General features: G+C 59.2%; 24 protein-coding genes and 2 pseudogenes. 10 read left to right on the plus strand and 16 right to left on the minus strand.

The features are described from left to right. Positions 1 to 565: 565 nt before the first annotated feature. On the plus strand, positions 566 to 1270 hold the full coding sequence (locus tag CO667_RS32920; RefSeq protein WP_096771932.1) for an aquaporin: 705 nt from the start codon (positions 566 to 568) through the stop codon (positions 1268 to 1270). Between the two features lie 140 nt (positions 1271 to 1410). Here the strand turns inward: CO667_RS32920 and traG are convergent, their stop codons facing one another. From traG to traC, 3 genes are read right to left on the minus strand one after another with little or no spacing between them, the layout of a single operon-like run. Further along, on the minus strand, positions 1411 to 3333 hold the full coding sequence (gene traG / locus CO667_RS32925; RefSeq protein ID WP_096771933.1) for a Ti-type conjugative transfer system protein TraG: 1923 nt from the start codon (positions 3331 to 3333) through the stop codon (positions 1411 to 1413). After that, positions 3326 to 3541 carry a type IV conjugative transfer system coupling protein TraD gene (gene traD / locus CO667_RS32930; protein ID WP_170961519.1) on the minus strand — a complete coding sequence of 72 codons (216 nt, stop codon included), beginning with the start codon at positions 3539 to 3541 and terminating at the stop codon, positions 3326 to 3328. The genes traG and traD overlap by 8 nt, the downstream gene beginning before the upstream one ends. Positions 3542 to 3545: 4 nt before the next feature. Continuing rightward, on the minus strand, positions 3546 to 3842 hold the full coding sequence (traC, locus tag CO667_RS32935; RefSeq protein ID WP_088396705.1) for a conjugal transfer protein TraC: 297 nt from the start codon (positions 3840 to 3842) through the stop codon (positions 3546 to 3548). Positions 3843 to 4097: 255 nt separating this feature from the next. On the opposite strand from traC, the gene traA reads away from it, so the two are divergent. From traA to CO667_RS32955, 4 genes and pseudogenes are all read left to right on the plus strand, one after another. Continuing rightward, a complete protein-coding gene (gene traA / locus CO667_RS32940) occupies positions 4098 to 7409 on the plus strand; it encodes a Ti-type conjugative transfer relaxase TraA (RefSeq protein ID WP_096771934.1) in 3312 nt (1103 codons plus the stop codon). Continuing rightward, complete coding sequence (gene traF / locus CO667_RS32945; protein ID WP_096771935.1) at positions 7406 to 7972, plus strand: conjugative transfer signal peptidase TraF; 567 nt, start codon at positions 7406 to 7408, stop codon at positions 7970 to 7972. Before traA ends, traF begins: the two co-directional genes overlap by 4 nt. Continuing rightward, positions 7962 to 9124 (plus strand): annotated as a pseudogene (locus CO667_RS32950) (conjugal transfer protein TraB). Before traF ends, CO667_RS32950 begins: the two are co-directional and overlap by 11 nt. Before the next feature lie 15 nt (positions 9125 to 9139). After that, positions 9140 to 9763: a TraH family protein gene (locus tag CO667_RS32955; RefSeq protein ID WP_088396708.1), complete on the plus strand. Its 624-nt coding sequence runs from the start codon at positions 9140 to 9142 to the stop codon at positions 9761 to 9763. Positions 9764 to 10199: 436 nt separating this feature from the next. On the opposite strand, the gene CO667_RS32960 is transcribed toward CO667_RS32955, so the two are convergent. After that, positions 10200 to 10463, minus strand: a complete 264-nt coding sequence (locus tag CO667_RS32960) for a helix-turn-helix transcriptional regulator (RefSeq protein ID WP_088396709.1) — start codon at positions 10461 to 10463, stop codon at positions 10200 to 10202. Positions 10464 to 10669: 206 nt separating this feature from the next. On the opposite strand from CO667_RS32960, the gene CO667_RS32965 reads away from it, so the two are divergent. Further along, positions 10670 to 10990 carry a transcriptional repressor TraM gene (locus tag CO667_RS32965; protein WP_096771936.1) on the plus strand — a complete coding sequence of 107 codons (321 nt, stop codon included), beginning with the start codon at positions 10670 to 10672 and terminating at the stop codon, positions 10988 to 10990. Positions 10991 to 10993: 3 nt separating this feature from the next. Here CO667_RS32965 and CO667_RS32970 read toward each other — a convergent pair whose 3' ends face one another. From CO667_RS32970 to traI, 12 genes are all read right to left on the minus strand, one after another. Next, a complete protein-coding gene (locus CO667_RS32970) occupies positions 10994 to 11698 on the minus strand; it encodes an autoinducer binding domain-containing protein (protein WP_088396711.1) in 705 nt (234 codons plus the stop codon). 271 nt (positions 11699 to 11969) lie between these two features. After that, on the minus strand, positions 11970 to 13265 hold the full coding sequence (gene trbI / locus CO667_RS32975) for an IncP-type conjugal transfer protein TrbI (RefSeq protein WP_096771937.1): 1296 nt from the start codon (positions 13263 to 13265) through the stop codon (positions 11970 to 11972). Positions 13266 to 13275: 10 nt separating this feature from the next. Continuing rightward, positions 13276 to 13713 (minus strand): conjugal transfer protein TrbH, encoded by a 438-nt coding sequence (trbH, locus tag CO667_RS32980; protein ID WP_096771938.1) that lies wholly within the window; start codon positions 13711 to 13713, stop codon positions 13276 to 13278. Positions 13714 to 13715: 2 nt separating this feature from the next. Continuing rightward, positions 13716 to 14528 (minus strand): P-type conjugative transfer protein TrbG, encoded by an 813-nt coding sequence (gene trbG / locus CO667_RS32985; RefSeq protein ID WP_088396714.1) that lies wholly within the window; start codon positions 14526 to 14528, stop codon positions 13716 to 13718. A gap of 14 nt (positions 14529 to 14542) precedes the next feature. Further along, on the minus strand, positions 14543 to 15205 hold the full coding sequence (locus CO667_RS32990) for a conjugal transfer protein TrbF (protein ID WP_096771947.1): 663 nt from the start codon (positions 15203 to 15205) through the stop codon (positions 14543 to 14545). 24 nt (positions 15206 to 15229) lie between these two features. Continuing rightward, the gene (gene trbL, locus CO667_RS32995) at positions 15230 to 16423 is read right to left on the minus strand and encodes a P-type conjugative transfer protein TrbL (RefSeq protein ID WP_239621092.1); all 1194 of its coding nucleotides are present in this window, start codon (positions 16421 to 16423) and stop codon (positions 15230 to 15232) included. A 157-nt stretch (positions 16424 to 16580) separates the two neighbouring features. Then, on the minus strand, positions 16581 to 17384 hold the full coding sequence (gene trbJ, locus CO667_RS33005) for a P-type conjugative transfer protein TrbJ (RefSeq protein WP_096771940.1): 804 nt from the start codon (positions 17382 to 17384) through the stop codon (positions 16581 to 16583). Then, positions 17356 to 19812, minus strand: a complete 2457-nt coding sequence (locus tag CO667_RS33010; protein WP_096771941.1) for a conjugal transfer protein TrbE — start codon at positions 19810 to 19812, stop codon at positions 17356 to 17358. The genes trbJ and CO667_RS33010 overlap by 29 nt, the downstream gene beginning before the upstream one ends. Positions 19813 to 19822: 10 nt before the next feature. Beyond that, positions 19823 to 20122 carry a conjugal transfer protein TrbD gene (locus CO667_RS33015; protein WP_088396717.1) on the minus strand — a complete coding sequence of 100 codons (300 nt, stop codon included), beginning with the start codon at positions 20120 to 20122 and terminating at the stop codon, positions 19823 to 19825. Continuing rightward, complete coding sequence (locus CO667_RS33020; protein ID WP_088396718.1) at positions 20115 to 20492, minus strand: TrbC/VirB2 family protein; 378 nt, start codon at positions 20490 to 20492, stop codon at positions 20115 to 20117. Before CO667_RS33020 ends, CO667_RS33015 begins: the two co-directional genes overlap by 8 nt. Then, positions 20482 to 21459, minus strand: a complete 978-nt coding sequence (gene trbB, locus CO667_RS33025; protein ID WP_096771942.1) for a P-type conjugative transfer ATPase TrbB — start codon at positions 21457 to 21459, stop codon at positions 20482 to 20484. The genes CO667_RS33020 and trbB overlap by 11 nt, the downstream gene beginning before the upstream one ends. Positions 21460 to 21470: 11 nt before the next feature. Beyond that, positions 21471 to 22094, minus strand: a complete 624-nt coding sequence (gene traI / locus CO667_RS33030) for an acyl-homoserine-lactone synthase TraI (RefSeq protein WP_088396720.1) — start codon at positions 22092 to 22094, stop codon at positions 21471 to 21473. Between the two features lie 389 nt (positions 22095 to 22483). Here traI and repA point away from each other — a divergent pair, with 389 nt between their 5' ends. The 4 genes and pseudogenes from repA to CO667_RS33055 all read left to right on the plus strand — a co-directional run. After that, positions 22484 to 23698 (plus strand): plasmid partitioning protein RepA, encoded by a 1215-nt coding sequence (gene repA, locus CO667_RS33035; RefSeq protein ID WP_096771948.1) that lies wholly within the window; start codon positions 22484 to 22486, stop codon positions 23696 to 23698. After that, positions 23695 to 24720: a plasmid partitioning protein RepB gene (gene repB / locus CO667_RS33040; RefSeq protein WP_096771943.1), complete on the plus strand. Its 1026-nt coding sequence runs from the start codon at positions 23695 to 23697 to the stop codon at positions 24718 to 24720. The genes repA and repB overlap by 4 nt, the downstream gene beginning before the upstream one ends. A 155-nt stretch (positions 24721 to 24875) precedes the next feature. Beyond that, positions 24876 to 26084, plus strand: a complete 1209-nt coding sequence (repC, locus tag CO667_RS33045) for a plasmid replication protein RepC (RefSeq protein WP_096771944.1) — start codon at positions 24876 to 24878, stop codon at positions 26082 to 26084. A gap of 370 nt (positions 26085 to 26454) precedes the next feature. Then, positions 26455 to 26886, plus strand: a pseudogene (locus CO667_RS33055) (integrase core domain-containing protein); the annotation flags it as partial. Positions 26887 to 26942 lie beyond the last annotated feature (56 nt).

The raw sequence follows: 26942 nt of genomic DNA on the forward strand, positions 1-26942 counted from the left end.
TGCCTTGGCAACCGGATAATCGGTTCATCGCCGAGGGCCACGAGACAGCTGAACCGATTGGAACTACGGCGAGGCCCAAGGATCGTGTGCCTGTCTTGACCGGGGGCAGCTCGACTTCTCGCGAACGTATCCCTCGCGCGCTTATCAAACCTTGTCCCAGTCCTGCTGTTGCGCCACCTTCCGAGCTTGGAGACCATGAAAAGCGTCGCTGTTCGTTCGACAGCCTGAATGGGCGCTTGGCGCTTTGTTCGTAGCCCAGCTTGGGTCCATTCGGCTCGGAAACGGCATGCGCCTGCAGATCCTGTTCATCACACGTTTCGAACGTAAGACCGAAGCCATCGGAGTGACGCCGTGATGCGATTTTCATTTGGTACGAAATTTGCTGGTTTTGGTAACTCCGCTTGACCAAAGGCTCTGATGCCGGCCTCGTCGGACGAGGACTGATTTTAAATCAAGAGCGGAGTTTCAGAACCTGATACGATGATTGGTTCGGTGCGTGTGGAACGCTTGGCGGCACGAGGATGACACCGAAAAATTTCGCGGGGTCTAATTAATGGAGTGAAACATGAAAAAGTATGTTTGCGAATTCTTCGGAACCTTTACGCTTGTCTTCCTCGGCTGCGGCACACTGCTCTATATGCGTCTAGAGGTGGGCCTGCTGGGTGTCGCTTTAGCCTTCGGAATGACCGTGGTTGCTATGGCCTACACGATTGGCCCAGTCTCGGGTGCGCATCTTAATCCGGCGGTCAGCCTGGGTTTCCTTGTGTCGCGCCGACTGAGAGCGTGGGACTTTGTCGGGTATGCGTCTGCTCAATGTGCAGGAGCTATCGCGGCGGCGGGCACGCTCTACCTTATCGCTATGGAAAAGGTCGGCGGGTACGATATCACCATAGAAGGTTTCGCTCAAACCGGCTGGATAGTCTATGGGTGGAGAGCCGCGTTCCTTTTTGAGTTCATCGCCACGTTCCTGTTCGTGACTGTATTCCTCAAATGCACGGCAGAGGGGGGCGCTGTCGCACGATTGGCGATTGGACTTACCTTAGTTGCGATCCACCTTGGCGGTATCACGGTTTCTGGTTCTTCTGTGAATCCAGCACGATCGATCGGCCCAGCACTTTTCGCAGGAGGGGCGGCACTCTCTCAACTGTGGCTTTATATATTTGCGCCAATGCTCGGCGCTGTTGCAGCCGGCCTTCTTCAGCTCAGGGGGATCCTCGCGTCAAGCAAGCCGCAAAGTCTGCGCAAAGTTCGTGCGGCCCATCGAGCTTAAATATCGGTCTGCCCTCGCCCGGCCCCAGTTTTCGCAACGGTGCTGTAGAATCGGAAGCGCGGCAAGGATAAGCGAGCGCAGACACATTCGCTTCGAGATTTTGACTGCTCGCGCACCATAAAGCTGAGGCTGCCGCCAATTTACTCTCTAGTGCAATTGACCGGTAGAATTTTCTCGGTCCCAACACAGGCCTTCATATCGTCGCGGCGGAACCAGATCGCGCGTCCGCATCTGAGCGGCGGGTTGCCAGCGGTGAAGACGATCTGCTCGTCGGCCCGCATGCGCAGCACCTCATGCGGCTGGATCAGGGGTCTGGCGGCGAGTTGCTTCGATCGCGTGCGCGACGATCCTTTCGACTGAACACTGCGGCTGATCTGGTCGATCTCGACGGTCGCCATGCCGCAACGGCGCGAGATGTAGTCCGCGGTCTCGGAATCGTTGATCGCTGCAAAGGATATCCAGCTTGCGCTCTCGAACCATTTGCTGGCAGCGTCGCGACCGCCGTAGGTCTCGCGCATCTGGCCGATCGACTGGTAGATCGTGGTCAGCATGATACCATATTTGCGGCCGGCGTCGCGTGCGGTCTCCAGGATGCGCATGTAGCCGAGGCGCGCCACCTCATCGAGGAGGAAGAGCGCCCTCCCCCGCATCTCGCCGTTGCGGTTGTAGATCGCGTTTAGAAACGAACCGATGATGACCCGCGCCAAGCCCGAATGCGTCTCCAACGTCTTGAGATCGAGATTGATGAACACGTCCGTTTTTCCGTCTGCAAGATCACCCGTCGTAAAACTCGTTCCCGACACCAAGGCGGCGTAGTTCGGGTAGGATAGCCAGTGGGTTTCCTTGACCGCGTTAGCATAGACGCCCGAGAAGGTTTCCGGTGTCATGTTGACGAAGGCCGCGACATTTTCCTTCACGAAATCTGAACTTGAATCGTCGTAGATTTCCTGCAACCGCTTTCGCAGTTTGGGTTCGGGCTCGGACAAGTTCTTGCGTACTTGCCGGAGCGTCTGGTCGCTTTCCGTCGTGTGGCCGGAGAGGCAAACGTCGGCAATCAGCGCGGTGAGCAATTGCAAGGCCGAGGCGCGGAAGAAGTCGTCGCGAACCCCACGGGCGCCACCGCTGTCGCTTATAATCCACGATGCGACGGAGGCAATATCCTCCTCCTTCGTTCCGCCGAAGCGGCCGATCCAGTCGAGCGCGTTGAAACCGATCTCCGACTGCTTCGGATCGAGGACGAAGACGTCGCGGTTGGCGTTGCCACGGTGTTTCGACACAATTGGCGCGACCTCGTTCGACGGATCGAGGACGACGAGCGCAGCGCCCCATGTCAGCGCCGTCGGAATCGTGACTGACGTCGTCTTGAAGCCGCCCGATCCGGCGAAAACGATGCCATGAGACGAGCCGAACGAGCCGTCGAAGCAAAGCAGCGGCGACTTGCCACCTGCTCCCCAGGTCTCGGCACTGCCGGCGCGAAACGGCTGGGATGCAGTGCTGTCGCGGTCGACGCGATAGCACTCGCCGATGACGACTCCGCCGGTCTCGGGAAACAATTTTTCGGCTAGTAATAGTTTCATCCAGTCCGCGTCGCCGTGCAGAGCCCGTTTTCCAACGATGCGTTTCGGCTCGGCCTTGGCGAATGCGGCATTACCGGCAATCGCCACCCGCACGCCGAACAGCGCCGACATCAGCACCGTGGTGGTGCCGATCGCCGTTGCGGGATCGAGATAGTTGAAGATCGATCTGCCGGCCGGGACTTGTTCGAAAAACGCGGAGAGTCGCGATGCCTCGCGCATGACAGCAATGAGGAGCGCGGCTATCGCGCCGGTGACAACGCCCCATCCGGCCGTCTTGATCCGCACCGAGCCGGCGCTCGCAAACAAGAAGACGATGCCGACGACCGACGCGGCGACATAGGGCAGAGCGATACCGGCGCGGCCGAGCATCTGCCGGGCGGCATCGCTCTTGCCGAAAGGGGCGAGCCAGTGTTCGATCCCTGTCGTTCCGATGGCCGCCAGCATCATCAAACTTGAGGGTGCAACGAACAGCACGATCCTATTCATGGGTCTCTCTAAACGCCACAGCACCGATAACGGCAAGCCGTGAGCGCTCCTGTGCGTCTTCCTTCAGTCGCGCGGCGGCATCAATGAGGAGCCCGAGCAGTAGCGCGCGCTTCTCGTCTCGCAGCCCCGCCTTGACGATAAGGCCGCCGAGCTCAATCTTTTCGCGTGTGTCCTTCTTGCGGGCGTCGGATGTCGTGGATCTTCGCATTCGCTCAAGCCTCGCCAGTCCTGCCCTCAGCCGCGCCAGGCGGGTGTTGCGCGGAGAGTGTGCCCCCCTCCCCATTGTTGGAGGCGCCTTTCCCTCCGTTCGGACGGGCCTTGCCTCCGCGAAATCGTTTCGCCAGTTCCTCGAACGCTGCCTGCAATTCACTCTCGTCGATCTCGACTTCGCCGAGCCCGGCTTTCAGCGCGATCCGGCCGATCCGCTCGGCCTCCCGGGTCTCGGCGAGCTTCAATTGTTCTTGGAGCCTGGCGATTTCGTCGCGGATTTTCGAGGTAGGTTTCTTCATGTCCGGATGTCTCCTTGGGTGCGAAAGCTAGTCTTTGGGACCCATCTTCCGAATGTCGGTGCGGAACGCACTACTGTGAATACTACAATCGCCAAGGGCGATGCTTTCCTGGATGATCCCGGCCGCTCGACAAGGGCGGCATCCGAAGGGCGCAATTATACGTCGCTGACGCGACGTCCTTTTGATAGCGCCTGGCGGGGCCGATCTCGCTGCCGAACAAGTTGATTTTGCTCGCAATCGGGAGATAACTCCTCTGTGGCCGTCCCTCATTTCTCCGTCAGCATTGTCGCCCGCGGCTCCGGCCGCAGCGCTGTGCTGTCGGCGGCCTACCGGCATTGCGCGAAGATGGAATACGAGCGCGAGGCCCGCGCGATTGACTACACGCGCAAGCAGGGCCTGCTGCATGAAGAGTTCGTGGTCCCGGTCGATGCACCGCAATGGCTGCGGGCGATGATTACCGATCGCTCCGTCTCCGGGGCCTCCGAGGCCTTCTGGAATAGCGTCGAAACCTTCGAGAAACGTGTCGATGCCCAACTCGCCAAGGACGTGACCATTGCGCTGCCGGTGGAACTCTCGACCGCGCAGAACATCGGGCTGGTGAGGGATTTCGTCGAGCGGTACATCAGATCGAAGGGGATGGTGGCCGACTGGGTCTATCACGACGCACCCGGCAATCCGCATGTGCACTTGATGACGACGCTCCGGCCGCTGACCGAAGATAGTTTCGGAGCCAAGAAGGTCGCACTGACCGGCCCTGACGGCAATCCTCTGCGCAACGATGCCGGCAAGATCGTCTACGAGGTCTGGGCCGGCAGCCTCGACGATTTCAACGCCTTTCGCGACGGCTGGTTCGCCTGTCAGAACCGGCACCTGGCGCTTGCCGGCCTAGACCTCCGCGTCGACGGCCGCTCCTTCGAGAAGCAGGGGATCGAGCTCGCGCCGACCGTCCACCTCGGTGTCGGCGCCAAGGCGATCGAACGGAAGTCGAAAGAAGCCGAGCGGGATATTTCGCTGGAGCGGCTGGAGCTGCTGGAGGAGCGCCGGGCTGAAAACTCCCGCCGCATCCAGCTCCGCCCCGAGCTCGTGCTCGACTTGATCACGCGGGAGAAGAGCGTCTTCGACGAACGCGACGTCGCCAAGATCCTCCACCGCAATATCGACGACGCTGGCCTCTTTCAAAATCTGTTGGCAAGGATCCTGCAAAGCCCGGAGACGCTCCGGCTCGAACGCGAACGCATCGAACTTTCAAGCGGCCGACGCGAGCCGGCGCGCTACACGACGCGGGATCTCATCCGGCTCGAGGCGGAGATGGCCAACCGCGCGATCTGGTTGGCTCAACGCTCCTCTCACGGGATTGCGGAAGCTGTGCGCGAAGCCACCTTCGCGCGTCACTTGCGCCTCTCGGACGAGCAGAAGACGGCGATCGCACATATTACTGGCGGCGAGCGCATCGCCGCGGTGATCGGACGTGCCGGTGCCGGCAAGACGACGACGATGAAGGCGGGGCGCGAAGCGTGGGAAGCCGCCGGCTATCGCGTTGTCGGTGGGGCGCTTGCGGGCAAGGCCGCCGAGGGTTTGGAGAAGGAAGCCGGAATTGTCTCCCGCACGCTGTCATCATGGGAACTGCGCTGGAACCAGGGCCGTAGTCAGCTCGACGACAAGACCGTATTCGTTCTCGATGAAGCGGGCATGGTGTCGTCGCGGCAGATGGCGCTGTTCGTCGAAGCGGCAACCCAGTCTGGCGCCAAACTGGTGCTTGTCGGAGATCCGGAACAGCTGCAGCCGATCGAAGCCGGAGCTGCCCTCCGCGCCATTGTCGATCGCATCGGTTATGCCGAGCTCGAAACCATCTATCGCCAGCGCCTGCAATGGATGCGCGACGCGTCGCTCGATCTGGCCCGCGGAAATATTGGCAGAGCCGTGGAAGCCTATCGCGCGCAGGGCCGTGTCCACGGAGCCGAGCTGAAGGCTGATGCCCTGCAGGCACTGATCGCCGATTGGAACCGCGACTACGATCCTGCCAAAACAGCGATAATCCTCGCCCATCTGCGTCGCGACGTGCGCATGCTTAACGAAATGGCTCGGGCAACGCTCGTCGAGCGCGGTCTCGTCGCGGAGGGTTTTGCCTTCCGAACCGACGACGGACACCGGAAATTTGCAGCCGGCGACCAGATCGTGTTCCTGAAAAACGAGGGTTCGCTCGGCGTCAAGAACGGTATGCTCGCGAAGGTTCTTGAGGCAGGGCCCGGGCGCATCGTCGCGGAAGTCGGAGAAGGCGAGCACCGCCGCCCGGTCACGGTCGAGCAACGCTTCTACGCCAATCTCGATCACGGCTATGCCACCACGATCCACAAGAGCCAAGGTGCCACCGTCGATCGCGTGAAAGTACTGGCGTCCCTCTCGCTTGACCGCCATCTCACCTACGTTGCCATGACGCGTCATCGCGAAGACCTTGGCCTGTATTACGGCCGGCGATCCTTTGCCAAGGCAGGCGGACTGAGCCCGATCCTGTCGCGCAGACAAGCCAAGGAAACAACGCTCGACTACGCCAGCGGCCGCTTCTACGCCCAAGCCCTTCGATTCGCCGAGGCCCGTGGTCTTCACCTCGTTAACGTCGCACGCACTGTCGTTCGCGACCGCCTTGCGTGGACCGTCCGGCAAAAGTCGAAGCTCGCCGAGCTTGGCGCACGTCTGGCGGCGATCGCCGGCAGGCTTGGTCTGTCCGCCGGCGCGGCCAAGACTACTCAACCGCGCAGCATCAAGAAGGCAAAACCCATGGTATCGGGCATCACCACGTTCCCAAAATCGCTGGAACAGGCCGTCGAAGACCGGCTTGCCGCCGACCCCGGCTTGAAGAAGCAATGGGAGGAAGTCTCGGGGCGCTTCCATCTCGTCTACGCTCAGCCGGAAGAAGCGTTCAAGGCCGTCAACGTCGAGGCGATGCTGAAGGACGAAGCTGCGGCGAAATCCACTATTGCCAGGATCGGTTCCGAACCGGAGAGCTTTGGTGCCTTGAAAGGTAAGACTGGGCTCCTTGCCGGCCGCGCCGACAAGCAGGCCCGAGAAATGGCCGTCACCAATGCACCGGCGCTTGCCCGGAACCTGGAACGCTATCTGCTTCAGCGCACGGAGGCGGAACACAAATATGAAGCCGAGGAGCACGCTGCCCGCCTGAAGGTCTCCCTAGACATTCCAGCGCTGTCGCCGGCGGCAAAACAAACGCTCGAATGCGTCCGTGACGCCATCGATCGCAACGATCTTCCCGCAGGCCTCGAATACGCGCTCGCCGACAACTTGGTGAAGGCCGAACTCGAAGGCTTTGCGAGAGCCGTATCGGAACGTTTCGGGGAACGCACCTTCCTGCAGCTTGCGGCCAAGGACACGAGCGGTCAGACCTTCCAGTCAGTGACCTCAAGCATGTCTGCGGGGCAAAAGGCGGAGGTGCAAACGGCCTGGAGCGCTATGCGCACGCTTCAGCAACTTTCGGCGCATGAGCGCACGACCGAAGCACTTAAGCAGACTGTGACGCTGCGGCAAACGAGGAGCCAGGGGCTCTCGCTTAAATGACGCTTCAAGTTCGAACACACACACGAGCCTCTGCCCAGCGAAGGCGAGCCGCCAGCACTCTGTCAGTTGCTGCGGGCGCCGCCGCGCTGATGTCATTGGGTGGTTACCTGGGTGGCTATCGCGTCAACCTGACGCCGAGCGAGCCGCTCGGCCTCTGGCAGATCGTCCTCCTCAACCGTTCGCCACGCGTTGGCGACCTGGTGTTCATCTGCCCGCCAGACACAGCCACTATGCGCGAAGCGAGAACTCGGGGTTACCTCCGCTCCGGCCTTTGCCCCGGCCATCTCGCCCCGATGATCAAGTCGGTGGCTGCGGTCGGCGGTCAGCGGGTCGAGGTCGCGAACGAGGTAAGGGTCGATGGGCGCTCGGTTCGTGCTTCCGCGGTCTCGGGAAAAGATGGAGAAGGTCGGCCGCTGACACGGTTTTCCGGCGGCGTGGTGCCGCCCGGTGACGTCTTCCTGCATTCCGCCTTCGCCGGCTCGTTCGATTCGCGCTACTTCGGGCCTGTGCCGGCATCTGCCATTGTCGGTCTGGCGCGCGAGGTGCTGACCTATGCGCCATAATTGGGGGTGGTCAACACTGCTTGTCATCGCCTCGCTCGGGGTCAGAACGGTCGCATGGAGTGGCCACATGCTGTTGCTGCCGGTGGCGCTCGGTTTTCCCGTCTTCTGGTCGCTGTCGAGAACGAGATCGACGGTAACATTGGTTTCCGCCGCATATTTCCTGTCGGCGTCACGCGGCCTGCCGCAAGGCGTGGCCACCTTCTATGCAGCGGATATCTGGCCGGGCCTGCTGCTGTGGCTGGCTGCCTCCGCAAGCTTTGTGGCAGTGCACGCGCTGCTGTGGACGAAGGATGCTGGTCGTCGACCAACTCGCTATATTCTGGCCGCGCTCCTAGTGGCAGTGCCCCTTTCGGCATTACCGGCTGGGCGCATCCCATCACGGCTGCAGGCGTCGTGTTTCCGGGATGGGGATGGTGGGGACTGGCCGTCACGACAGCCGGCCTGGCGGGCCTCGTTTCCCGCCTCTGGCCAGCTGTCGCCATAGGCCTTACTGCCTTCTGGGTCTGGTCCGCCGCTTTCTGGACCGATCCGAAGCTACCCGAACAATGGCGGGGCGTCGATCTCGAATTGGGTGCCTCGCTTGGGCGGGATACCAGCATGGTTCGTCACCGTGATCTGATTGCAACGGTGCTTGACCGAGCGTCCGACCGTGCTCGAAGACTCATCCTCCCGGAAAGTGCGTTGGGCTTTTGGACGCCAACAGTAGAGCGGCTATGGAGACCCGGGCTAGAAGGACATGACACTACCGTTCTCGCGGGTGCGGCAGTCGTCGACGCGGCCGGATACGATAATGTGATTGTCGCAATATCGGCGGGTGGCAGTCGGATCCTCTACCTGGAACGGATGCCTGTCCCTGGGTCGATGTGGCAGCCCTGGCAGCCCCTCTTCGGAGGCAACGCCGGCGCGAAATCGAACATCTTCGCAAATCCCGTCGTGACACTCGGCTCCAGCCGGGTGGCGGTACTGATCTGCTACGAGCAACTGATCGTCTGGCCGGTGTTGCAATCGATGCTCGGAGGTCCGGACTTGATCGTTGCTGTCGGCAACGGCTGGTGGACCAAGGGAACGTCCATCGTCGCGATCCAGCGCGCCAGTACCGCCGCCTGGGCAAAACTGTTTGCCAAGCCGCTGGTTTTCTCTTTCAACAATTGATGCAGAGGAGGTCCCATGCTCGACGCGGCCCAAATCAAAGACTGCGCCGACCCTTCACTCACACCCGCGATCGTCGAACAGTTCGTCACTGCCGCGGGCTCTGCCGATCCTCTCGCGGTGACCGTCCGATCGGGCGGCCGATTGATCCTGGTGCCTAAGGCCAAATCACCTGACGAGGCGATGGACATCGTGCGTCAATATACCGGCAAGGCTGTCGTTCGTGTCGGTCTGACGCAGTTTCCGGCCGGTGTGGGGGTCAAGGACCTGGCGGATCTCAAACCAGATTTAATCGACGCCTGCCAGAACCTGCGCAAGGGAACGGCTATGTTCGCCAAGATCATCAGGATCGTCGCCAAATGGTACGGCAATCCAAAAAGCGACGATGTTTTTCCGCAGATTTTCGAGGACTCGGTCTACGCCTGGAAAACCGGCGTGTTCGAAGGGGTAGGGGTGTTTCAGGCGGATGATCCAGGCGGCGCTATCATTAATCAGACCGAGCTGAAGGACGGCGGGGAGACTGAGTTCGTGGACGAAGCCACCCCCTCCCAGACCGATGCGGAACCTCAGGAGTTGGAAGAAGTCGGCAAAGCCGGAATGCGGATTGATCTGTCGAGGATCGGCGGTCAAAAAGGCCTCTAAGTCTCTGTATCTCGATTGATCGCGTAAACGTCCCGACCTCGCTTGGTCCCGGCGCCACCATGCAACGGAACGCTGGCCACTTTGGACCATGTCCACTCGCCGGCTGCCTCCCCAATGCTATATCTGTTGTCCAATGCATGATCATGTCAAATGGACGATCGCCTGCTTCGAACAGAGGTAAAACGGTCCAAGGAGCGCAGGAGGATTCGCGTGTCGGCGCATCCAGGAATTGGTCATCGCGCGAATTTCTGCAGTTGCGGAAGCGCGTCAGGTCAGCACACTATCGTTGCCTACAGGCTGTACGGCGAAGGACCCTCGGCCTTGAGATGCGGTCGGCTCCAACGATACCGTTTTCGCTCACACTGGCTGAGCAATCGTAGCGCGAACGCGCCCGCGAAACGGTGCAACAGCTTCGAGATGAGGAATGTGCTGAAATTTACGACCGGTTGGCGCACCCGGAGCTGATGGGGGCGTTGCCACGGCAGGTCGGACTTGTTCTTGCTAAAAAATCCGATGGATCGACACCAAGGGCGTCAGAGATCTGGCCAAGGACAGTGAGGGTTGCGGACGTCTCGGCACGTTCGATGGCACCAATATGACGCATGCTCAGACCAGTTCGGTAGGCCAGTTCTTCCTGCGTCAGTTTTTTGCCATGGCGTATTCGACGCAAGTTCATCGCCATGACCTCGTTGAGATCCATGACATGAGCGGAACCTGAATCCGAACTATTGTTCTAGGAAGTATAGTTCCGATTCCGCCTGGCGCGTGCTATTGGTGGCCGCCGCGCGTTAATCTTTGAGTCGATTGAGCTGGATGATGGCGATCAGGGCCGTACACCGGCGGCCCAAACGATATACTGCGGTGAGTAGCGTTTGAAGAGTGGGGACGATGTGTGAGGAGAAGCGGATGAGCGAGTGTGATGCGTCCGGAGAGCCCGAAGAAAACGAGGGAGCTTCTCGCTATAGTTCACTCACGAAAACTGAACTGGAGGCGCTGGCCGTCTCAGCATTGCTGAAACACCGCAGTATGCTTGGCGCCGACGAGGCTGTTTACGAAGAATGGCTCAGCGCCAGCCGCGATCCCACCGTGTCGAGCGATGTTCTCCAGACTTTGCAGGACGAATATCTTTTAAGGCAGAAGAAGGCGCAGGACCAGCAGGAAGAGCTTTCCGAGATCATCGACGCCCTCGGCTATATTCCATTTATTTCGTCAGAGGAGGAGGGCTGACGGTCAGTACAGGCCACGGTCCTTGGCAATTGCGACGAGTTGGGGAACGGTCTTGGCCTCGAACTTTCGGCGCGCGCTGTCCAAGTAGTGCTGTACCGTCCTCGCGTTGATGCCCGTCAGCATGGCGGTTTCCGGCGCGCTTTTCCCCTTCATCGCCCACATCAGGCACCTCCCCTCCCTTGGGGAAAGCGCCTGTCTTGGAGCCACGAGCGTCGTCGCGCCAACGATCTTCAGGCTGTAATGGACAGCCATGACCGCCTGCATTGCCTTTCGAGCATCACGCAATTTCGGTATTTCCGACTTTCGTTCCGATGACGCCAATGTCAGCAACATTGTCGAGCCATAGCTTCCTTCGACGGGAATGGTCACTCCACTACAAATACCGTGCTCGACTGCCTTGTCGCGAAACTGCCGGAGTTCCGAAGAACCGCGAGCCGGCCAGTCGTCGGAGGTCCAGGCGAACATGTCCATGCGGCGCTTGGCCTCCGTCACCACAGGGTCGATCCGCGCGTAGCGACGGGCAAGGTAAATCCCCTCCCAAGTTTCAGGGTAAGAATTGAACGTTTTCACTTCAGCGCCTTCGGTTTGTAGATACGCAAAATAGTCGAACCCACATGCATGCGCAAAGCTCTTGACCGCTTTCTTGATCATACGTTCATCGCGCGCGGCTTCGGCCATGTCGATGAGTGAGCGAAAGTCTTCGTCCATTGACCTTTATCCTGCCTTCTCCCGTGCCGCTAGGGCCCTGATCTCGCCGCAACTTGGCCGCCCTTGTCATCAAGGCCGGCGAAGAGCCGGCCCAAGGTCAACCAATCTCGGATTCATGAGAGCCGTGGGACGCATGCCACAGTCGCTCACCGATATGTCTACTCACGTTCTGCGCGTATTCAAGCTCTGGTCGATCTAAAACAAGACCATAAGATGGAAGATTTTACCGCCGCCAAGCCGCGGACTTCGCTTGCAGCTATCGTCTTGGCTGTTACGGGCCGCTATAGGCCGACGGGAAAACGATGTCCTGATCGACAAGAACGTTGAACTTGTAACCGGGGCGTATGCGGATGGTCGGTTGGACGTTCAGGTTTTTCGAGATCGTCTGCTCAGCCACACGGCCGAAGCTTTCCGCGAAATTGCTCCTTGCCGCGTCAGAGGCGGATTCCTGGCTTGCGAGCGTCGAACTCTGGGGCGCCGACATTTCGATCCCGCTTCCGATCAGCGCGATTAGAGCGGCTGAACCAAAAGTCCGCCAGAGATGGCGATCGACCTTGTCCTTGAACCCGCCGTAGCCTTCAGCATCGGTGCCGGCCATGCCGCCGATCTGCAGCGTCGAACCGTTCGGGAATATGAGGTCGGTCCAGACGACCAGAACCCGCTCCTGAGCGAAGGAGATTTTCGAATCGTAGCGGCCGAATAGCTTGGCGCCCTGCGGCACGAGAAGACGGTGTCCCGTGGCGCTGTCATAGACATTCTGGCTGATCTGCGCGGTAATGCGTCCCGGTAGGTCGGAATTCAGGCCGGTGATCAGCGTGGCCGGGATGAACGCCCCCCGCTTGAGCTCATACGGCGACAACTGCGGCACAACCTGATTGGGCAGATAACCGAGGTCTTTGATATCCTGGTTGAAAAAGTCTTCCTTTGAGGCCTGGGCGTTCCCATCGACATTCTGTCCCAATAACCCCGATCTCATCGCAGCCGCATAAAGATCGGAGGCGTCGTTCGTCGTACTGTCGGTCTGTCGAGCAGTATCGTTGGTGTTCGCCGCAGCCTCTTCCGCGTCAGACACATTCACCTTTAGCGGCGAGTCCAATGCAGTTGCGCGCGCCTGTAGCCTCGCCATCAGCTGGCGCTGCTCTTCCCGAATATATTGTTCGTCCTGCTCGCGTTTCAGACGCGCCTTCCATTCCTCCTCGGACTCCATACCGGAACGCGGGTCCCGGTCCACCGGCCGCCGCTCGGGAACGGGCTCTTCAGTCTCGACCTTCTGCTCGATGACGGGCGTGGGCTGAAACGATCCGCGTTCAACCGGCTCGCCGATAATGCCGTCTGGAACTCCACGCTTGAGCTGTTCGCCGAAATTTGTCGCCGGGGTATTGGAGGCGCTGTCGATGTCGTTGCCGCGGTTGAAGGATAGTCCTCGCCACGACAGGCCGGTCACGACAATGCCGCAAAACAGCACGACCAAGATGATGGTGACGATGATCGGTAGACGGTTGAGGCGACGCATGCCGTTTTGATCGTCGGCCTGGCCGGATGCGCCAAGTTGAAGCGATTGCACCATGGTCTCCTCTTCAATTGCGCCGCATGACCGAAAGAGGACCCGCTGGCGTGGCGCCATCCGCTGTCGGCTTGTAGGCGCGGCTGATCGCGATGGAAGCGGTGGTCATCCGCGCGAGAACCTGGCCCTCAATGCTGTCGATCACATAGGCAAGCTCGACTGGCTTGATGTCCTTGCCGATCTTGTTGTCTGTAACGACGGTGTATCCCCATCCTTTGAGGGCCGCCTCAAGCGCGGTCGCAAACTCGGATTGGTCGTTGTTCATCTGGATCGTCGTCACTCTGGCAGAGCCGATCTGCTCGGCCAACCGACCGGCCATGTCACCGGCAACGGCGCTTGTGGCCGGTCCGGTGACAGCCCTCTGTGTTACACCGGTGGTCAATGCTTCATCGGCCGTCTGGCAACCGGAAGAGAAGGCGACGGCGATCGAGGCTAACAGCAGCTTGCGCATGATCACCCTCCCCGCTTGATCGTGATCTTCTGTTGTCGCCATCCGACGCCGGAAAGGAGGATCGCCTTGTCGACCACGTAGTCGACGATCATCATGTCATTCTTCATGCGAAAATTGACGATGCGGTTCTGACCGCCCGAGACGACGAAGAGGACCGGAGCGTCCTGGCCAGCGATCGCCTTTGAAAACTGAATGTAGGTCTTTGCTCCATCGGAATAGACCTGTTTTGGTTTCCAGGCGGCGGTGCCGCTCACCGAATAGGAGAAGTTAAGCTTATCGGGCGCGGCGCCTTGAATGCCTCCGGTTTCCAGCCGCGCATTGATGTCGCCGAGCTTCATCGAGACATCGTCGGGATACTCAAAACCGATGCGGGCCATGTATTGGGTCGGATGCGACTTGAGCTGGATATGGTATGTGCGTCGCGACGTCGTAACCACCATCGAGGTAAGGAGCCCGGCTTCGGATGGTTTGACGACCAAATGGATGGCCTGCCCCCCGGTCGCGCCCGACGTCGCCGGCTCGACCTTCCATCGCACCGTGTCGCCGACAAGCACGTCGCGGACGATCTCGCCGCCCTGCAACTCGATATCGCATACCTGCAGCGGCGAGCAGACCACCGAGGGTTGGGTTTCGCCGAACAGGAAGATGACCTTTCCATCCGGACCGGTCGTGACGAGACCGGCCGTTCCGCGCCACGTCCTGGAAATTCTCGTTCCCTTCGCCTCGTTCGAGGTCATGCCTTGCGCCAATGTGCCGCTCGCAAGAGCGAGCCCTGCAATGCAGCCGGCGGCCATGATCAATCCTGTTCTGTTCATTTAATTTCCCCGCATCAAAGCTGTGCCGTCCAGTCGAAATCACGGACGTAAAGGCCGATCGGATTGACCCGGATCGTCGCCTCGTCCTGAGGCGTGGTCAGCGTGACCGTGGCGATGCCCCGAAACCGGCGCGTGCCCATCTCCTTTCCCTTGCGGTCGCGCTCATATTCGGTCCAGTCGATCTGATATGTCTGGTTGGAGAGCGCGACGATGTTGTTGACTTCGATCGCGACCGTCGACGTCTTCCCCTTCTCGAATGGCGAGTTGCCACGGAACCAGGCATTGATCTTCTCCGTGGACGGGTCCGAAGTCCTCAGGAGTGCGTAGGTCCGGTCGATATATTGCTTCTGGACCACGGCGTCCGGTGTAATGGAGCGAAAGCTGCTCACGAAGTTGCCGATGGTCGCGCGGACCACGCGTTCGTCGGCATATTCAATTTGCGCTGGAAAGCCGGCCATCACCGACGTCCCAAGTTTGTCGACCTCGACAATGTAGGGCACGAGCTTGACCTGTGCGCTTAGATATAAGGCGTAAGTGAAGCCGATCACAGCCATTGTCATGCCGAGGATCCCGACCAGTCTCCAGGCGGCTGCGGCTTTGACGTATGAGCCATATCGTTCCGACCATTCCTGGCGTGCGGCGAGATACGGGCTTTCGGGAGCGCTGTTTGCTGCCATGGATCCATCCATTTCTGTTTCTTGCTAGTCGTTGAGTTCGGGTGGTCGCTTGGCGGCGCTGTGCCCACTGCGGCTTTCATCAAGCTTGGCGTTTGCGAGCCCGAGGATCGACCCCGCATAGGCGCCGGGCGAGCCGATCGCCTTCTCCTTGGTTGCGGATCCCGCAGCGTTGCCAGCAGAACCGACGCCGGCGCCAAGGCCTTTGAAGGCCGCGCCCACGACTGACGAGCCCGCAGCTCGAGCGGCTTGGCCCGCCGAAAACCCGGCCCCCGCCGCCCCTGCTCCGAGAAAACCTGCGCCGGCGGCGAAGGACGCGGCTTGTCCGCCGTGGCGAATGGCCTCCATCCCTCCGGAAACTGATGCCCCCTGCACCACGCCTTGCAAGATGCTGGGGACGTAGATCGCGATGATGAAGACGACGACGGCTATACCGGCTATCGCCAATGCTGTCTGAAACTGGTCACCGATATCAGGTTGGTTCGCGAGCCCGATCAGGACCTCCGATCCGATACGCGAGATCATGACAAGCGCCATGAGCTTCATTCCCACCGAGAAGGCGTAGACCAGATAGCGGATCGCGAAATCTTTGGTGTAGGATGATCCGCCAAGCCCGAGCATGATCATCCCGGCGAGCAGACCGATATACATCTCCACCATCACGCTCACGAAAATCGCTGCAACAAGCGAAAACGAGATGACGACGACGACCATGGCGAAAGCTGCCGAGATTGCGAGCGCGTTGTCCTCGAAGAGGCCGAACTGGATCTTCTCCGACATTTTGGTTGCGACGGCGAGGCCGGCATTGAAGACGTCGGCAGGTGAAGCAGTTCCACCGCCGGCGCCAATCTGGAATAGGCTGTCGACCACGGCCTTGGCGAAGGCTGGCCCTTGCGCGAGCACGAAGGCGAAGAAGCCGACGAACATGATCCGTCGCACCAACTCTGCGAACCAACTATCAAGTGACGCGGCCTGGATTGCGAGCCAGACGGCAGCGATGCCAATCTCGATCGTCGCGAGAATCCAGAACAACGATTTCCCAGCATCCATGACGGTGGTCTCCCACCCTTTGGCAGCCGTCGTGATCTGTTTTTGAAGTGATGTCAGCACCGATCCTTCTTGGGCGAATGCAGGCTGAGCTGCCACCGCCGTAAGTGCGGCGACCAACACCGCGGCTCGCAGCACACGGAAGCTTGTTGTGGCGCCCATGATGATCACCATTCGACCTTCATTTTATGCCCGCCAGAGGTGGGATAATCTCTCGAGGGATCAAAGACCGTGGCGCGGCGCTCATGCGCCGCCTGTCTTTCGAAAATGAGCCAAGCCGTGCGTAGAATGCCGACCACGTTCAGGAAAGAGGTCAGGATCAACTTGGTTCTCACCATTCGACTTTCATCCTTTCCCCGCCGGACGTGGATGGTGCAGTCGCGCCAAAGAACTTTTCCCGACGAGCCTGTGCGAGATCCTTGTCAGTCTGCTCGGTCTGGAGCCAGGTGCCCATCATGGTCATCTGTTGTGAAACGAGCCCGCGCATTTTCTGCATCTGCGCGACTTGCTGCGAAGCGATTTCGTGACCGACCTGGAGCGCCTTCATTTGCCCGTCGGCGGTCTCGGACATCGCGCGCAGCGTTGACATCGTGTTTTCCTCGCTGTCGAATTGATCGGCCGTGAGACTTGCCGCCTTCAATGTGCTGGCGATCGTGTCACGGTTGGTATCTGACCAAGTTTGATACGTGGATGTGAAGCTGGCTGCATTCGGAAGGTTGGTCTTGAGGTTGGCATAGCTCTGGAAGCGCTGCTGCAAGACATCGTCGGCATTCCCCATCGAGAACGATATGCTTTGCCCCTGGTCAACAATGCTGCGGAGCCGATTGAGGTCGCTTTCGACCTTTCCCCACATGTAAGACGGCAGTGTCGCCGTGTTCTGGAGAAGGTTCTGATAGATGTTCAGCTGGGTCTCGATCTGTTGCGCAAGCTGGCTGATCTGTGTCAGCTGATTCTGAATCTGCTCGCCGGATTGACCGACGAGGGAAACCAGTTCGCCGTTGTTGAGGACCTGAGTCCACTCGGTTGCTGCGCCGGTGGCGGTGCCAGCTTCGGCCTGCGCCACGGTAGCAACTCCGATTGCGAGGGCGCTTAAGCCCGTCAGCCATCTACTCGAAATTGAGCTGCGATGCGGCATCGTGAACTCCTCTCGTGTTCAGCCAATGGATCGGCCAGTCACGGCCGTGTTCGGCAATCAGCGCCCGGATGCGTTTCAGGTCGTCCTTGCCGGAAGCCCCGACGAAGCTCAACGCGACGGGGCCAAGCGTCATATCGAACAGCCGCCGGCCCTCTGGCGTGGCGACGTAATATTCGCGCTTTTGGGCTGCGCCCGCGACGATATCGATCTGGCGCTCGTTAAAGCCGATGCGCTCATAGAATTCCCGCGTTCCCGGCTCGCGCGCGGCACCGTTCGGAAGGCAGATTTTCGTCGGGCAAGATTCCTTCAAGACGTCGATGATCCCCGAGCGCTCCGCGTCCGAGATCGATTGTGTGGCGAGAACAACGGCACAATTCGCTTTGCGCAGCACTTTCAGCCACTCGCGGATCTTTGCGCGAAAAACGGGGTGACCGAGCATCAGCCAAGCTTCGTCCAACAGGATCAGGCTTGGAGAGCCATCGAGGCGCTTTTCGATGCGCCGGAACAAGTAGGTAAGCACCGGCACTAGATTGCGCTCTCCCAAATTCATGAGGTGATCGATCTCGAAGGTTTGCAGCGCGCCAAGCGAAAGGCCATCCTGCTCGGCGTCGAGCAACTGGCCCATCGGACCGTCGACCGTGTAATGGTGAAGCGCGTCCTTGATCTCGCGTATCTGGACCCCAGACACAAAATCTGAGAGCGATCGGCCCGGGGCGCTTGCCATTAAGCCGACCTGCCGGGAGATGGCATTGCGATAATCAGGCGAAACTGTGATGCCTTGCAACGCGATCAGCATCTCGATCCATTCGCTCGCCCAGGCCCGGTCCGCATTACTTCCGAGTTCGGAGAGCGGGCAGAAGGCAAGCGCCTTCCCCTCCCCTTCAGTGTCTCCGCCAATTTCGTAGTGGTCGCCGCCACCTGCCAACGTCAACGGCAGCAGTGAGTTGCCTTTGTCGAAGGCAAAGACCTGGGCGTTCTCGTAGCGTCGAAACTGCGCGACGATCAGCGCCAGAAGGGTCGACTTGCCGGAGCCCGTCGGACCGAACACGAGGGTATGTCCAACGTCGCCGACATGCAGGTTCAGGCGAAACGGTGTGGAGCCGCTCGCCACCTGCATAAGCGGCGCTGAATTTGGCGGATAGAATGGACACGGCGCGATCGGGCTACCTGACCAGACCGCATTGAGCGGGATAAGATCGGCCAGATTGTTGGTGTTGATCAAGGGCTCGCGAATATTGCAGTACCAATTGCCCGGCAGGCTACCAAGATAGGCATCGGTGGCGTTAAGCGTTTCGATCCGCGCTCCGAAGCCCTCGGCCTGGATCAGCCGTCGGATCGCCTCCGCCTTCTCCTGGAGTGCTTCGCGGTCGTGATCGAACAGCACGATCACCGGCGTGTAGTAGCCGTAGGCGACCCGCTGCGACGAAGCCTGTGCAATTGCGTCCTCGGTCTCGGCCACCATTGTCATGGCGTCCTGGTCAACGGACCGGCTTTGCGTCTGGAATAATTGATCAAAGAAGGGCCGGACCTTCTGCTGCCATTTCTTCCGGGTGCGTTCGAGCTTCTGTCGTGCCTCCTCGGCATCGAGGAAAATGAAGCGCGACGACCAGCGATAGGTGAGCGGCATCAGATCCAGGCTGTTGAGGATCCCCGGCCAGCTTTCCGCCGGCAACCCGTCGATTGCGACGATCCCGAGAAACTGGCTCTCGATCTTCGGCGTCAGCCCATGCTCGAGCTCGGCAGTCGCGATCCAGTCGAGGTACATGGGAACGTCGGGAAGCCGGATCGGGTGGCTCTCGCCGGTGATGCAGAAGCGAACGAACTGCAGCAATTCATCGTACCGTGCATTTCGCGTCCCGCCTCGTTCCCTGACAACGCGCGTTTCCATCCGACGGATCGAAAGGTTGTTCGCCAGATACTGCTCGATTTCCCGAATGGCGTTTTTGAACTCGAAGAGCACTGTGTCCGCATAAGACTTCTTGCGGCTTTCCTCGTCCGAATAGATGTATTTGCTCAGTGCCGTCTTCTTCGACTCCAGCGGCCGGTAGGTGAGAACGATTGCGTGCTTGCTCTCAAAATGTCCCTGTTCGCGCGCAAAATGCGCCCGGCGCTCGGCGTCGATCGCCCGTGTTACCGGATCGGGGAAATGGCACCGATCGTCGGATGGGTAGTCCATGGTCGGAATGCGGATCGCCTCGACCTGGATCATCCAGCCGCTTCCGAGCCGAGAGAGGATCGAATTGATCTGCCGCGACAGCTCGTTGCGCTCGAGAGCGGTCGCGCTTTCGGAGTCGGGGCCGGCAAAGTACCAACCCGCCATGAGACTGCCGTCCTTCAGAAGCAGAACGCCGTTATCGACAAGACCGGCGTAAGGAACGAGATCGGCAAAGGATGGGCCTGTGGTCCGCAAACGTTTCAGAGCTACCATGGGCGCCTCCTCAGTATCGGCGCCAAGGCGAACTCGTCGCCTTGTAGGTGGGCCTGTAGGAAATGTGCCGGATGTAGACCTGTCGCATTAGTGGGTCGGACTTCGCCATGATCCTGAGAACCCCGACGACCAGGATCCAGACGGCGACACCGAAGATCGCCGAATAGATTGTGAGGACGACGAAGATTAGGATCACGGCCGCAAGTCCGGTGAGCAGCACCAGTTCGCGATCCGCTCCCATCAAAAGATTTGAACGGGAAAGAGCCCGGTGGATGAGATTGCGTTGCAATCCGGTAAGCGACTCAGCCATCGGCCGCCTCCCCGCCCGCAGGCGGGTTGAGCTGTTGTTTCGCCAATCCAATTGACGCACCGGTCGAACCGAACAGACCGACAATCTGAGTCGCACCGAGAAGGATGCCGGCAACGAGCACGACGTAGACGAGACGTCGCGCAAAATCGTTGAGCTCGCCGCCAAAGATCAGCATGCCGCCCGCTATCGCCATTGCCGCGAGCGCAATGGCGCCCGCAACCGGGCCGGTGATCGACTCCTGGATTTGCTGCAGCGGTCCTTCCCAAGGCAGACCACCGCCCGAGGAGCTGGCGAGAGCCGGACCAAATGAAGCAAGCACGACCGGGGCCGCAAGGAGCGTGATGGTGACGAGGGAAACTTTACGCGACATGGCGCGCCTCCTCTTCTTCGGTGAGCTGGCCGGACTCAGTTTCGTATTGCCCCCCAGCGAACCGTTCGACTTGAATCACGTCGCGGACGCGCCGACCGCGCGGCGTCCGCTCGATCGAGATGATCAGGTCGACCGCCTCGCCGATCACCTCTTGCATCGGCTGCTGACTTGCTTCGGCAGTTAATTGTTCCAGTCGTCGCAGCGCCGACATGGCGGTGTTGGAGTGGATTGTCGCGACGCCGCCGGGATGGCCGGTGTTCCACGCCTTGAGCAATGTGAGCGCAGCGCCATCGCGGACCTCACCAACGACTATGCGGTCAGGCCGAAGCCGCATCGTGCTCTTCAAGAGACGCCCCATGTCGACGGTATCACTGGTGTGCAGGAGAACGGCGTTTTCAGCCGTGCACTGAATCTCGGCGGTGTCCTCGAGAATGACCAGACGGTCTTCCGGCGCGGATTTGACGATTTCGTCGATCACCGCGTTCGCGAGCGTCGTCTTGCCGGAACCTGTTCCTCCCGAGATGATGATGTTGAGCCTTGCGGCGATGGCGCTTCGGATCGTCGATGCGTGATGTTCGCCCATCACCCCGGACCGGATGTAGTCGTCGAGCGGGATGAGCCGCGACGCTCGGCGCCGAATAGTGAAGGCGGGCTTGGCCACCACTGGAGGCAGCAGCCCTTCAAAACGGTGGCCGCCGATCGGCAATTCGCCCGAGATGATTGGTTGCTCGTCGTCCACCTCCGACTGAAGGGCATGAGCGACGGTTCCGATCACCATTTCCGCGGCCGCCGAGGACATTTCTCCGGCCGGGGCAACACCGTGGCCCAGCCGTTCGATAAAGAGCTTTCCATCGGGATTGAGCATGATATCGACGACCGCCGCGTCCTCGAGCGCGATGCAGAGTTGATCGCCAAGCGCCTCCTGAAGTTTGCGCACGAGCCGGGGATGAGAAGGAAGCTGGGTCAAAGTGGTCTCCGTTACGCTTGATGACTGCAGGCGGTGAGGTTGGATTGGTAGTTCGGCGGCCGTAACCTCAGGAAGGTCTCAGCGTTTGCTGGCAGCGTGCCTGCGATGGCGGTGGTGGCACCGATCTTCTCCGGCTGCCCCAGGCGCTGGAGAGGCCATTCGACGCGAGCAAGAATTCGCTCGAACCTGATATCCGTTACCGTAACGACTTCGGTGAGACCGCCCGCCAGGCACCATTCTACGATGCCGGCGAACATGGTCCGCGTTGCCTCGTGAACCGAACCGTCTCCCCTCCCCTCTTCGAGGGCGGTGTCGACGCAAAAGCGAGAGCTCTCGACCATCAGGGGATGAGCGTTCAGGCGGCCTTTTGGGAGCAGCGATGGAAATACGTCTGCCAGCATGGTCGGTCCCATCGCAGGCAAAAGGCGCGCACATCCTGCAAGCCGTCCAGCCGCGGTGACAGCCAGGATGTAAGTCGGGCCGAGAGCGTCAAACCCATCTGCCTCGCAGTCGTCGACCACTTCCACATCCCAATTCAAGCGAGTGGAAAAGACCGACGCACGTAGCCTATGATGGTCCTGAACCAGCTGCGCTTCGTAGCAATTTTTTGGTGTCGAGATCGCGAATACCTGCATGGATTTCTCCGTCGTTGTTAGGCGACGGGAACTCAGCACGAATCGGAATCGGGCGTCAGTTGTCGAATCCTACAAGGTTTTTTGTGAGTGAGTCGCGGCAAGGAGATCACCGCCTTTGCCGAAGTCTTCTGCTTTTCGCCGAAATCGCCGCGGGCACATTTGTAGGATTCACAGTAAAACATACCGTGAACCCGTCGGTGCCGCGGCCTTGCTAAGCTTCAGGCTCTAAACGGAAATATCCATTTGCTCTACGTTTCGGGCTTCTCCGCGTTAACCTTTCGTTAACCTAAAAGCCCTTGCTGAAATTGCAGAATCGGCTCTAATAGCTAGTGGCGGAACTTTACCGGTTTCGCGAAAAATTCCGCCACTTGCAGGAAATGGGTTTTGAGATGGCGAAGACCGCAGCAAAAACAGCGCCAGTCGTCGAAGGGTTGACCGCATTGATGGAGCGTCATGCCGACGCTCTCTCCAGCCAACTTCAAGCCCATCATCTCAAGGTCTTCCCGCCGACGTCCGAAAAGGGCATTCGATCCTTTGCACCGTCAGAAGCCTCAAAATTGCTTGGCATCGGTGAGTCTTATCTTAGGCAAACTGCTTCGGAAATGCCTGAATTGCACGTTAGCATGAGTCCTGGCGGTCGACGCACGTTTACGATCGAAGATATTCATTCAATCCGTAAGCACCTGGACCTGATTGGCCGCGGGAACCGGCGCCACCTGCCCCATCGTCGCACGGGAGAGCAGCTTCAAGTCATCTCGGTGATGAATTTCAAAGGCGGCTCGGGCAAGACGACGACGGCCGCGCATCTGGCACAGTACTTGGCAATGCGTGGCTACCGAATTCTGGCGATTGATCTTGATCCCCAAGCAAGCCTTTCCGCACTCTTCGGCAGTCAGCCAGAAACTGACGTTGGTCCGAACGAAACACTCTATGGCGCCATCCGGTATGATGACGAGCAGGTCCCAATCGAGCAGGTTGTCCGAGGAACGTACATCCCGGATCTTCATCTAATTCCCGGCAATCTTGAACTGATGGAGTTCGAGCACGACACCCCCCGCGCGCTTATGAACCGGAAGGAAGGCGACACGCTTTTTTACGGTCGGATCAGTCAGGTCATCGAAGACATCGCGGACAACTACGATGTCGTCGTTATCGATTGCCCTCCTCAACTTGGCTACCTCACTCTTTCGGCTCTGACTGCCGCAACCTCGATCCTCGTCACCGTCCATCCGCAGATGTTGGATGTAATGTCGATGAACCAGTTTCTGGCGATGACCTCGAATCTCCTTCGGGAAATCGAGAATGCAGGCGCCCAGTTCAAGTTCAATTGGATGCGCTACCTCGTCACTCGTTTTGAACCGAGCGATGGCCCGCAGAACCAGATGGTGGGCTATCTGCGTTCGATCTTCGGCGAAAATGTCCTCAATTTTCCGATGCTCAAGACGACGGCCGTTTCGGACGCTGGTCTGACAAATCAAACCCTCTTTGAGGTTGAGCGCGGACAGTTCACGCGCTCAACCTATGATCGGGCCTTAGAGGCGATGAACGCCGTCAACGACGAGATCGAAACTCTGATCAAAAAAGCATGGGGTAGAACCACATGAGTCGGAAGCACCTCCTTGACGTCTCCACGGACGCCCCCGACAGCTCATCAGCTGCTGAACACAGAGCGGCAAAGACTCGCTCCATGCCGCTTCTCGGCGTGACCAGAAAAGAACGAGATCCAGCGACGAAGCTGACTGCAAACATCGGTAACGCGTTGCGCGAGCAAAATGATCGTCTTGGTCGTGCCGACGAGATCGAGCGGCGTCTAGCCGAAGGTCAGGCCGTGGTTGAACTGGACACGTCGTCAATCGAGTCGTCCTTCGTTCAGGATCGTATGCAAGGTGATATCGAAGGACTTCTTGCATCCGTCCGCGAGCAAGGACAGCAGGTCCCAATCCTTGTGAGACCTCATCCCGTTAAACCCGCGCGCTACCAGGTTGCCTTTGGACACCGCCGGCTGCGCGCCGTTTCGGAGCTAGGACTGCCGGTCAAGGCGGTTGTTCGGGACTTGACGGACGAGCAGTTGGTTATCGCACAGGGTCAGGAAAACAATGAGCGCGAAGACCTCACCTTCATCGAAAAGGCACGTTTCGCACACAAGCTAAACAAGCAGTTTCCACGAGAAATCGTCATCGCGGCAATGTCAATCGACAAAAGCAACTTGTCGAAGATGCTCCTGCTTGTCGACGCCCTCCCCTCTGAATTGATCGATGCCATTGGCGCCGCTCCAGGCGTTGGACGCCCAAGTTGGCAGCAATTGGCAGAGCTGGTTGAGAAAGCATCGTCTCCGGGAGGCGCGGCGAAATATGCGGCCTCGGAAGAGGTGCAGGCGCTGCCGTCGTCAGACCGGTTCAAGGCGGTGATCGACCATTTGAAACCGCGTCGGATTGCGCGCGGGTTGCCAGACGTCATGTCGACCCCCGATGGCGACAGGCTTGCGCAGGTCACGCAGAGCAAGAGCAAGGTCGAAATTACCATTGACAGGAAAGCCACGCCGGATTTCGCGGCTTTCGTACTCGAGCATTTGCCGGCGCTCTACCAGGAGCATCGCGCAACGCATCAACGGAAACAGGGAGTGTAACCCGCAAAAGAAAAGAGCTCCCTCAACGTCGCCGTCGTGGAAGCCCTTCTGTCTCTGTAGCAAGAACAGAATCGCATTTCCTCGAATCCTCGTCAAGAGTCTTTGGCGCCGTTTTGGTGAGCGAATTTCGTTTGCCTGGTGAAAGGTGAGAGACAATGCACTCGGGGAATGTGACGACGCCGTTCGGGCGGCGGCCGATGACGCTTGCGCTCGTGCGGCGCCAGGCGGCAATAGAGATCAAGCATGGAAAGATTGCCGATAAGTGGAAAGTGTTGAGAGACGCTTCCGCCGCGATGGGACTGCTCGGGATCCAGTCGAACAGCCTGGCCGTTCTTGACGCACTTTTGAGCTTTTATCCTGACAATGAGTTGCGTCAGGACGCACAATTGATTGTCTTCCCGTCGAATGCTCAACTGGCGCTTCGGGCGCATGCAATGGCGGGCGCAACGTTGCGGCGGCATATAGCTATCCTGGTGGAGTCGGGGTTAATCGTCCGTAAGGATAGCGCAAATGGCAAGCGCTTCGCCCGTAAGGGCGACGATGGCCGGATCGAGAACGCTTTCGGCTTCGACCTGTCGCCCCTGCTGGCGCGATCGGAAGAGTTGGCGATGTTGGCGCAAAGAGTGGCGGCCGAGAGAGCCTCTCTCAGGAAGGCCAAAGAGAGCCTTACCATTTGCCGGCGGGATGTTCGCAAACTTATCACGGCTGCAATGGTCGAGGGCGCAGACGGCGATTGGCAGACGACCGAAGATATCTACGTTGCGCTCGTGAGCAGAATTCCGCGTGTTCCGACCCTTGAAGGGGTCACTAGCGTTCTCGATGAAATGTTGATGCTCCGTGAGGAAGTGCTCAATCGATTGGAAAACCTTGAGAATAATGAAGAAATTAGCACCAATGCTGCTCGTATTGAGCAGCACATACAGAATTCAAAACCCGAATCCATCAATGAATATGAACCTCGCTCCGAAAAGGAGCAGGGGGCAAAGGCTGGCTTGAGCCATCAGCCGAAGAATAAATCGCAAAGGGCATTCCCATTGGAATTGGTGCTCAAGGCGTGCCCGATGATCAGCGACTATGCGCCACGCGGCGTGGGGAACTGGCGAGATCTGATGTCTGCCGCCGTGGTGGTTCGATCTATGCTGGGGGTAAGCCCTTCCGCCTACCAGGATGCCTGCGAGGCGCTAGGACCGGAGAACGCGGCGGCGGCAATTGCGTGCATCCTGGAAAGGGCTAATTTTATCAACTCCCCTGGAGGCTATCTGCGGGATCTAACGCGTCGGAGTGAGCGCGGTGAATTCTCGCTTGGCCCGATGTTAATGGCGTTGTTGAAGGCCAACGGACAAGGTGGTTTGAGGGCTGGGTAGGTGCGGCTGATCGTTATCCTGCCGCTGAGGATTTCGGTTGTGGTCAGCTGACCACAGAGCTAACCCCTTGGAAGACGCTGATTTTCGAAGGAGACTGGTTGGAGGGACTGTGTGTAGGTTACCGTCAGGCCCTGAGCCAAATGACGCCTCTTAGGGGAACAGTAGACCGTGACCTCAATACGAAGTCGCTCCAAAGTCGAGCACAAACAAGCCAGGAGCGAAGTCTTCGCACGATTCAGTAATTCATTGGAACCGTCGCGGCGAGCAAATCGCAAGGTGGTCTGCTGCGCCGGCTAATCGCGAATGCGCGATGGCGCCGAAGGAATAGGACGCAAACAATAGGAACAAATACCTGCTGCTATCCGCAGAGGCCCCGATCCTGGTCGAAGCGAAAGCCGATGCCCGCTGGTAGCTGGATTTCGTTCACGACCAGTTCACTTGCGGAAGGCGGTTTCGCGTGCTCAACATCGTCGACGATGTGACGCGCGAATGCCTGGCGGCGATCCCGGACACCTCGATCTTGCGTCGTCGCGTCGCTCGAGAGCTGACGACCCTCATCCTATGCGCGGCAAACCTGGAATGGTCGTTTCCGACAGGCACCGAACTCACCTCAAATGCCATCCTTGTCCGGTCGAAAGATCATGAGGTCGAGCGGCACTACATCGCGCCGGGAAAGGAGATGCAGAATGGCTATGTCGAGAGCTCCAACGGCTGCATGCGCGACGAGCTGCTCAACGAAAGCCTCTTCTTCGGCCTCGATCATGCCCGAAGTGCCATTGCCGAATGGGCCGACGATTACAATCCTGTTTCATAACACCCATCTTTCTATGTCATTGAAAGGAATAGATTTTCCTGATC

This window comes from Rhizobium sp. L43, from assembly GCF_002531725.1.
GTDB lineage: Bacteria > Pseudomonadota > Alphaproteobacteria > Rhizobiales > Rhizobiaceae > Rhizobium.

Excerpts from the sequence above, each read along its gene's own strand:
- traC (WP_088396705.1), bottom strand. The coding sequence starts at position 3,842 with ATGAAGAAACCTACCTCGAAAATCCGCGACGAAATCGCCAGGCTCCAA.
- trbL (WP_239621092.1), bottom strand. The coding sequence starts at position 16,423 with ATGGTGATCATCATGGGCGCCACAACAAGCTTCCGTGTGCTGCGAGCC.
- CO667_RS33020 (WP_088396718.1), bottom strand. The coding sequence starts at position 20,492 with ATGTCGCGTAAAGTTTCCCTCGTCACCATCACGCTCCTTGCGGCCCCG.
- CO667_RS32990 (WP_096771947.1), bottom strand. The coding sequence starts at position 15,205 with ATGGCAGCAAACAGCGCTCCCGAAAGCCCGTATCTCGCCGCACGCCAG.
- traG (WP_096771933.1), bottom strand. The coding sequence starts at position 3,333 with ATGAATAGGATCGTGCTGTTCGTTGCACCCTCAAGTTTGATGATGCTG.
- repA (WP_096771948.1), top strand. The coding sequence starts at position 22,484 with ATGGCGAAGACCGCAGCAAAAACAGCGCCAGTCGTCGAAGGGTTGACC.
- CO667_RS32955 (WP_088396708.1), top strand. The coding sequence starts at position 9,140 with ATGCTCGACGCGGCCCAAATCAAAGACTGCGCCGACCCTTCACTCACA.
- CO667_RS32965 (WP_096771936.1), top strand. The coding sequence starts at position 10,670 with ATGAGCGAGTGTGATGCGTCCGGAGAGCCCGAAGAAAACGAGGGAGCT.
- CO667_RS32920 (WP_096771932.1), top strand. The coding sequence starts at position 566 with ATGAAAAAGTATGTTTGCGAATTCTTCGGAACCTTTACGCTTGTCTTC.
- repB (WP_096771943.1), top strand. The coding sequence starts at position 23,695 with ATGAGTCGGAAGCACCTCCTTGACGTCTCCACGGACGCCCCCGACAGC.
- CO667_RS32960 (WP_088396709.1), bottom strand. The coding sequence starts at position 10,463 with ATGGATCTCAACGAGGTCATGGCGATGAACTTGCGTCGAATACGCCAT.
- trbH (WP_096771938.1), bottom strand. The coding sequence starts at position 13,713 with ATGCGCAAGCTGCTGTTAGCCTCGATCGCCGTCGCCTTCTCTTCCGGT.
- traD (WP_170961519.1), bottom strand. The coding sequence starts at position 3,541 with ATGCGAAGATCCACGACATCCGACGCCCGCAAGAAGGACACACGCGAA.
- trbI (WP_096771937.1), bottom strand. The coding sequence starts at position 13,265 with ATGGTGCAATCGCTTCAACTTGGCGCATCCGGCCAGGCCGACGATCAA.
- traF (WP_096771935.1), top strand. The coding sequence starts at position 7,406 with ATGACGCTTCAAGTTCGAACACACACACGAGCCTCTGCCCAGCGAAGG.
- trbJ (WP_096771940.1), bottom strand. The coding sequence starts at position 17,384 with ATGCCGCATCGCAGCTCAATTTCGAGTAGATGGCTGACGGGCTTAAGC.
- trbG (WP_088396714.1), bottom strand. The coding sequence starts at position 14,528 with ATGAACAGAACAGGATTGATCATGGCCGCCGGCTGCATTGCAGGGCTC.
- CO667_RS33015 (WP_088396717.1), bottom strand. The coding sequence starts at position 20,122 with ATGGCTGAGTCGCTTACCGGATTGCAACGCAATCTCATCCACCGGGCT.
- CO667_RS32970 (WP_088396711.1), bottom strand. The coding sequence starts at position 11,698 with ATGGACGAAGACTTTCGCTCACTCATCGACATGGCCGAAGCCGCGCGC.
- traI (WP_088396720.1), bottom strand. The coding sequence starts at position 22,094 with ATGCAGGTATTCGCGATCTCGACACCAAAAAATTGCTACGAAGCGCAG.
- CO667_RS33010 (WP_096771941.1), bottom strand. The coding sequence starts at position 19,812 with ATGGTAGCTCTGAAACGTTTGCGGACCACAGGCCCATCCTTTGCCGAT.
- repC (WP_096771944.1), top strand. The coding sequence starts at position 24,876 with ATGCACTCGGGGAATGTGACGACGCCGTTCGGGCGGCGGCCGATGACG.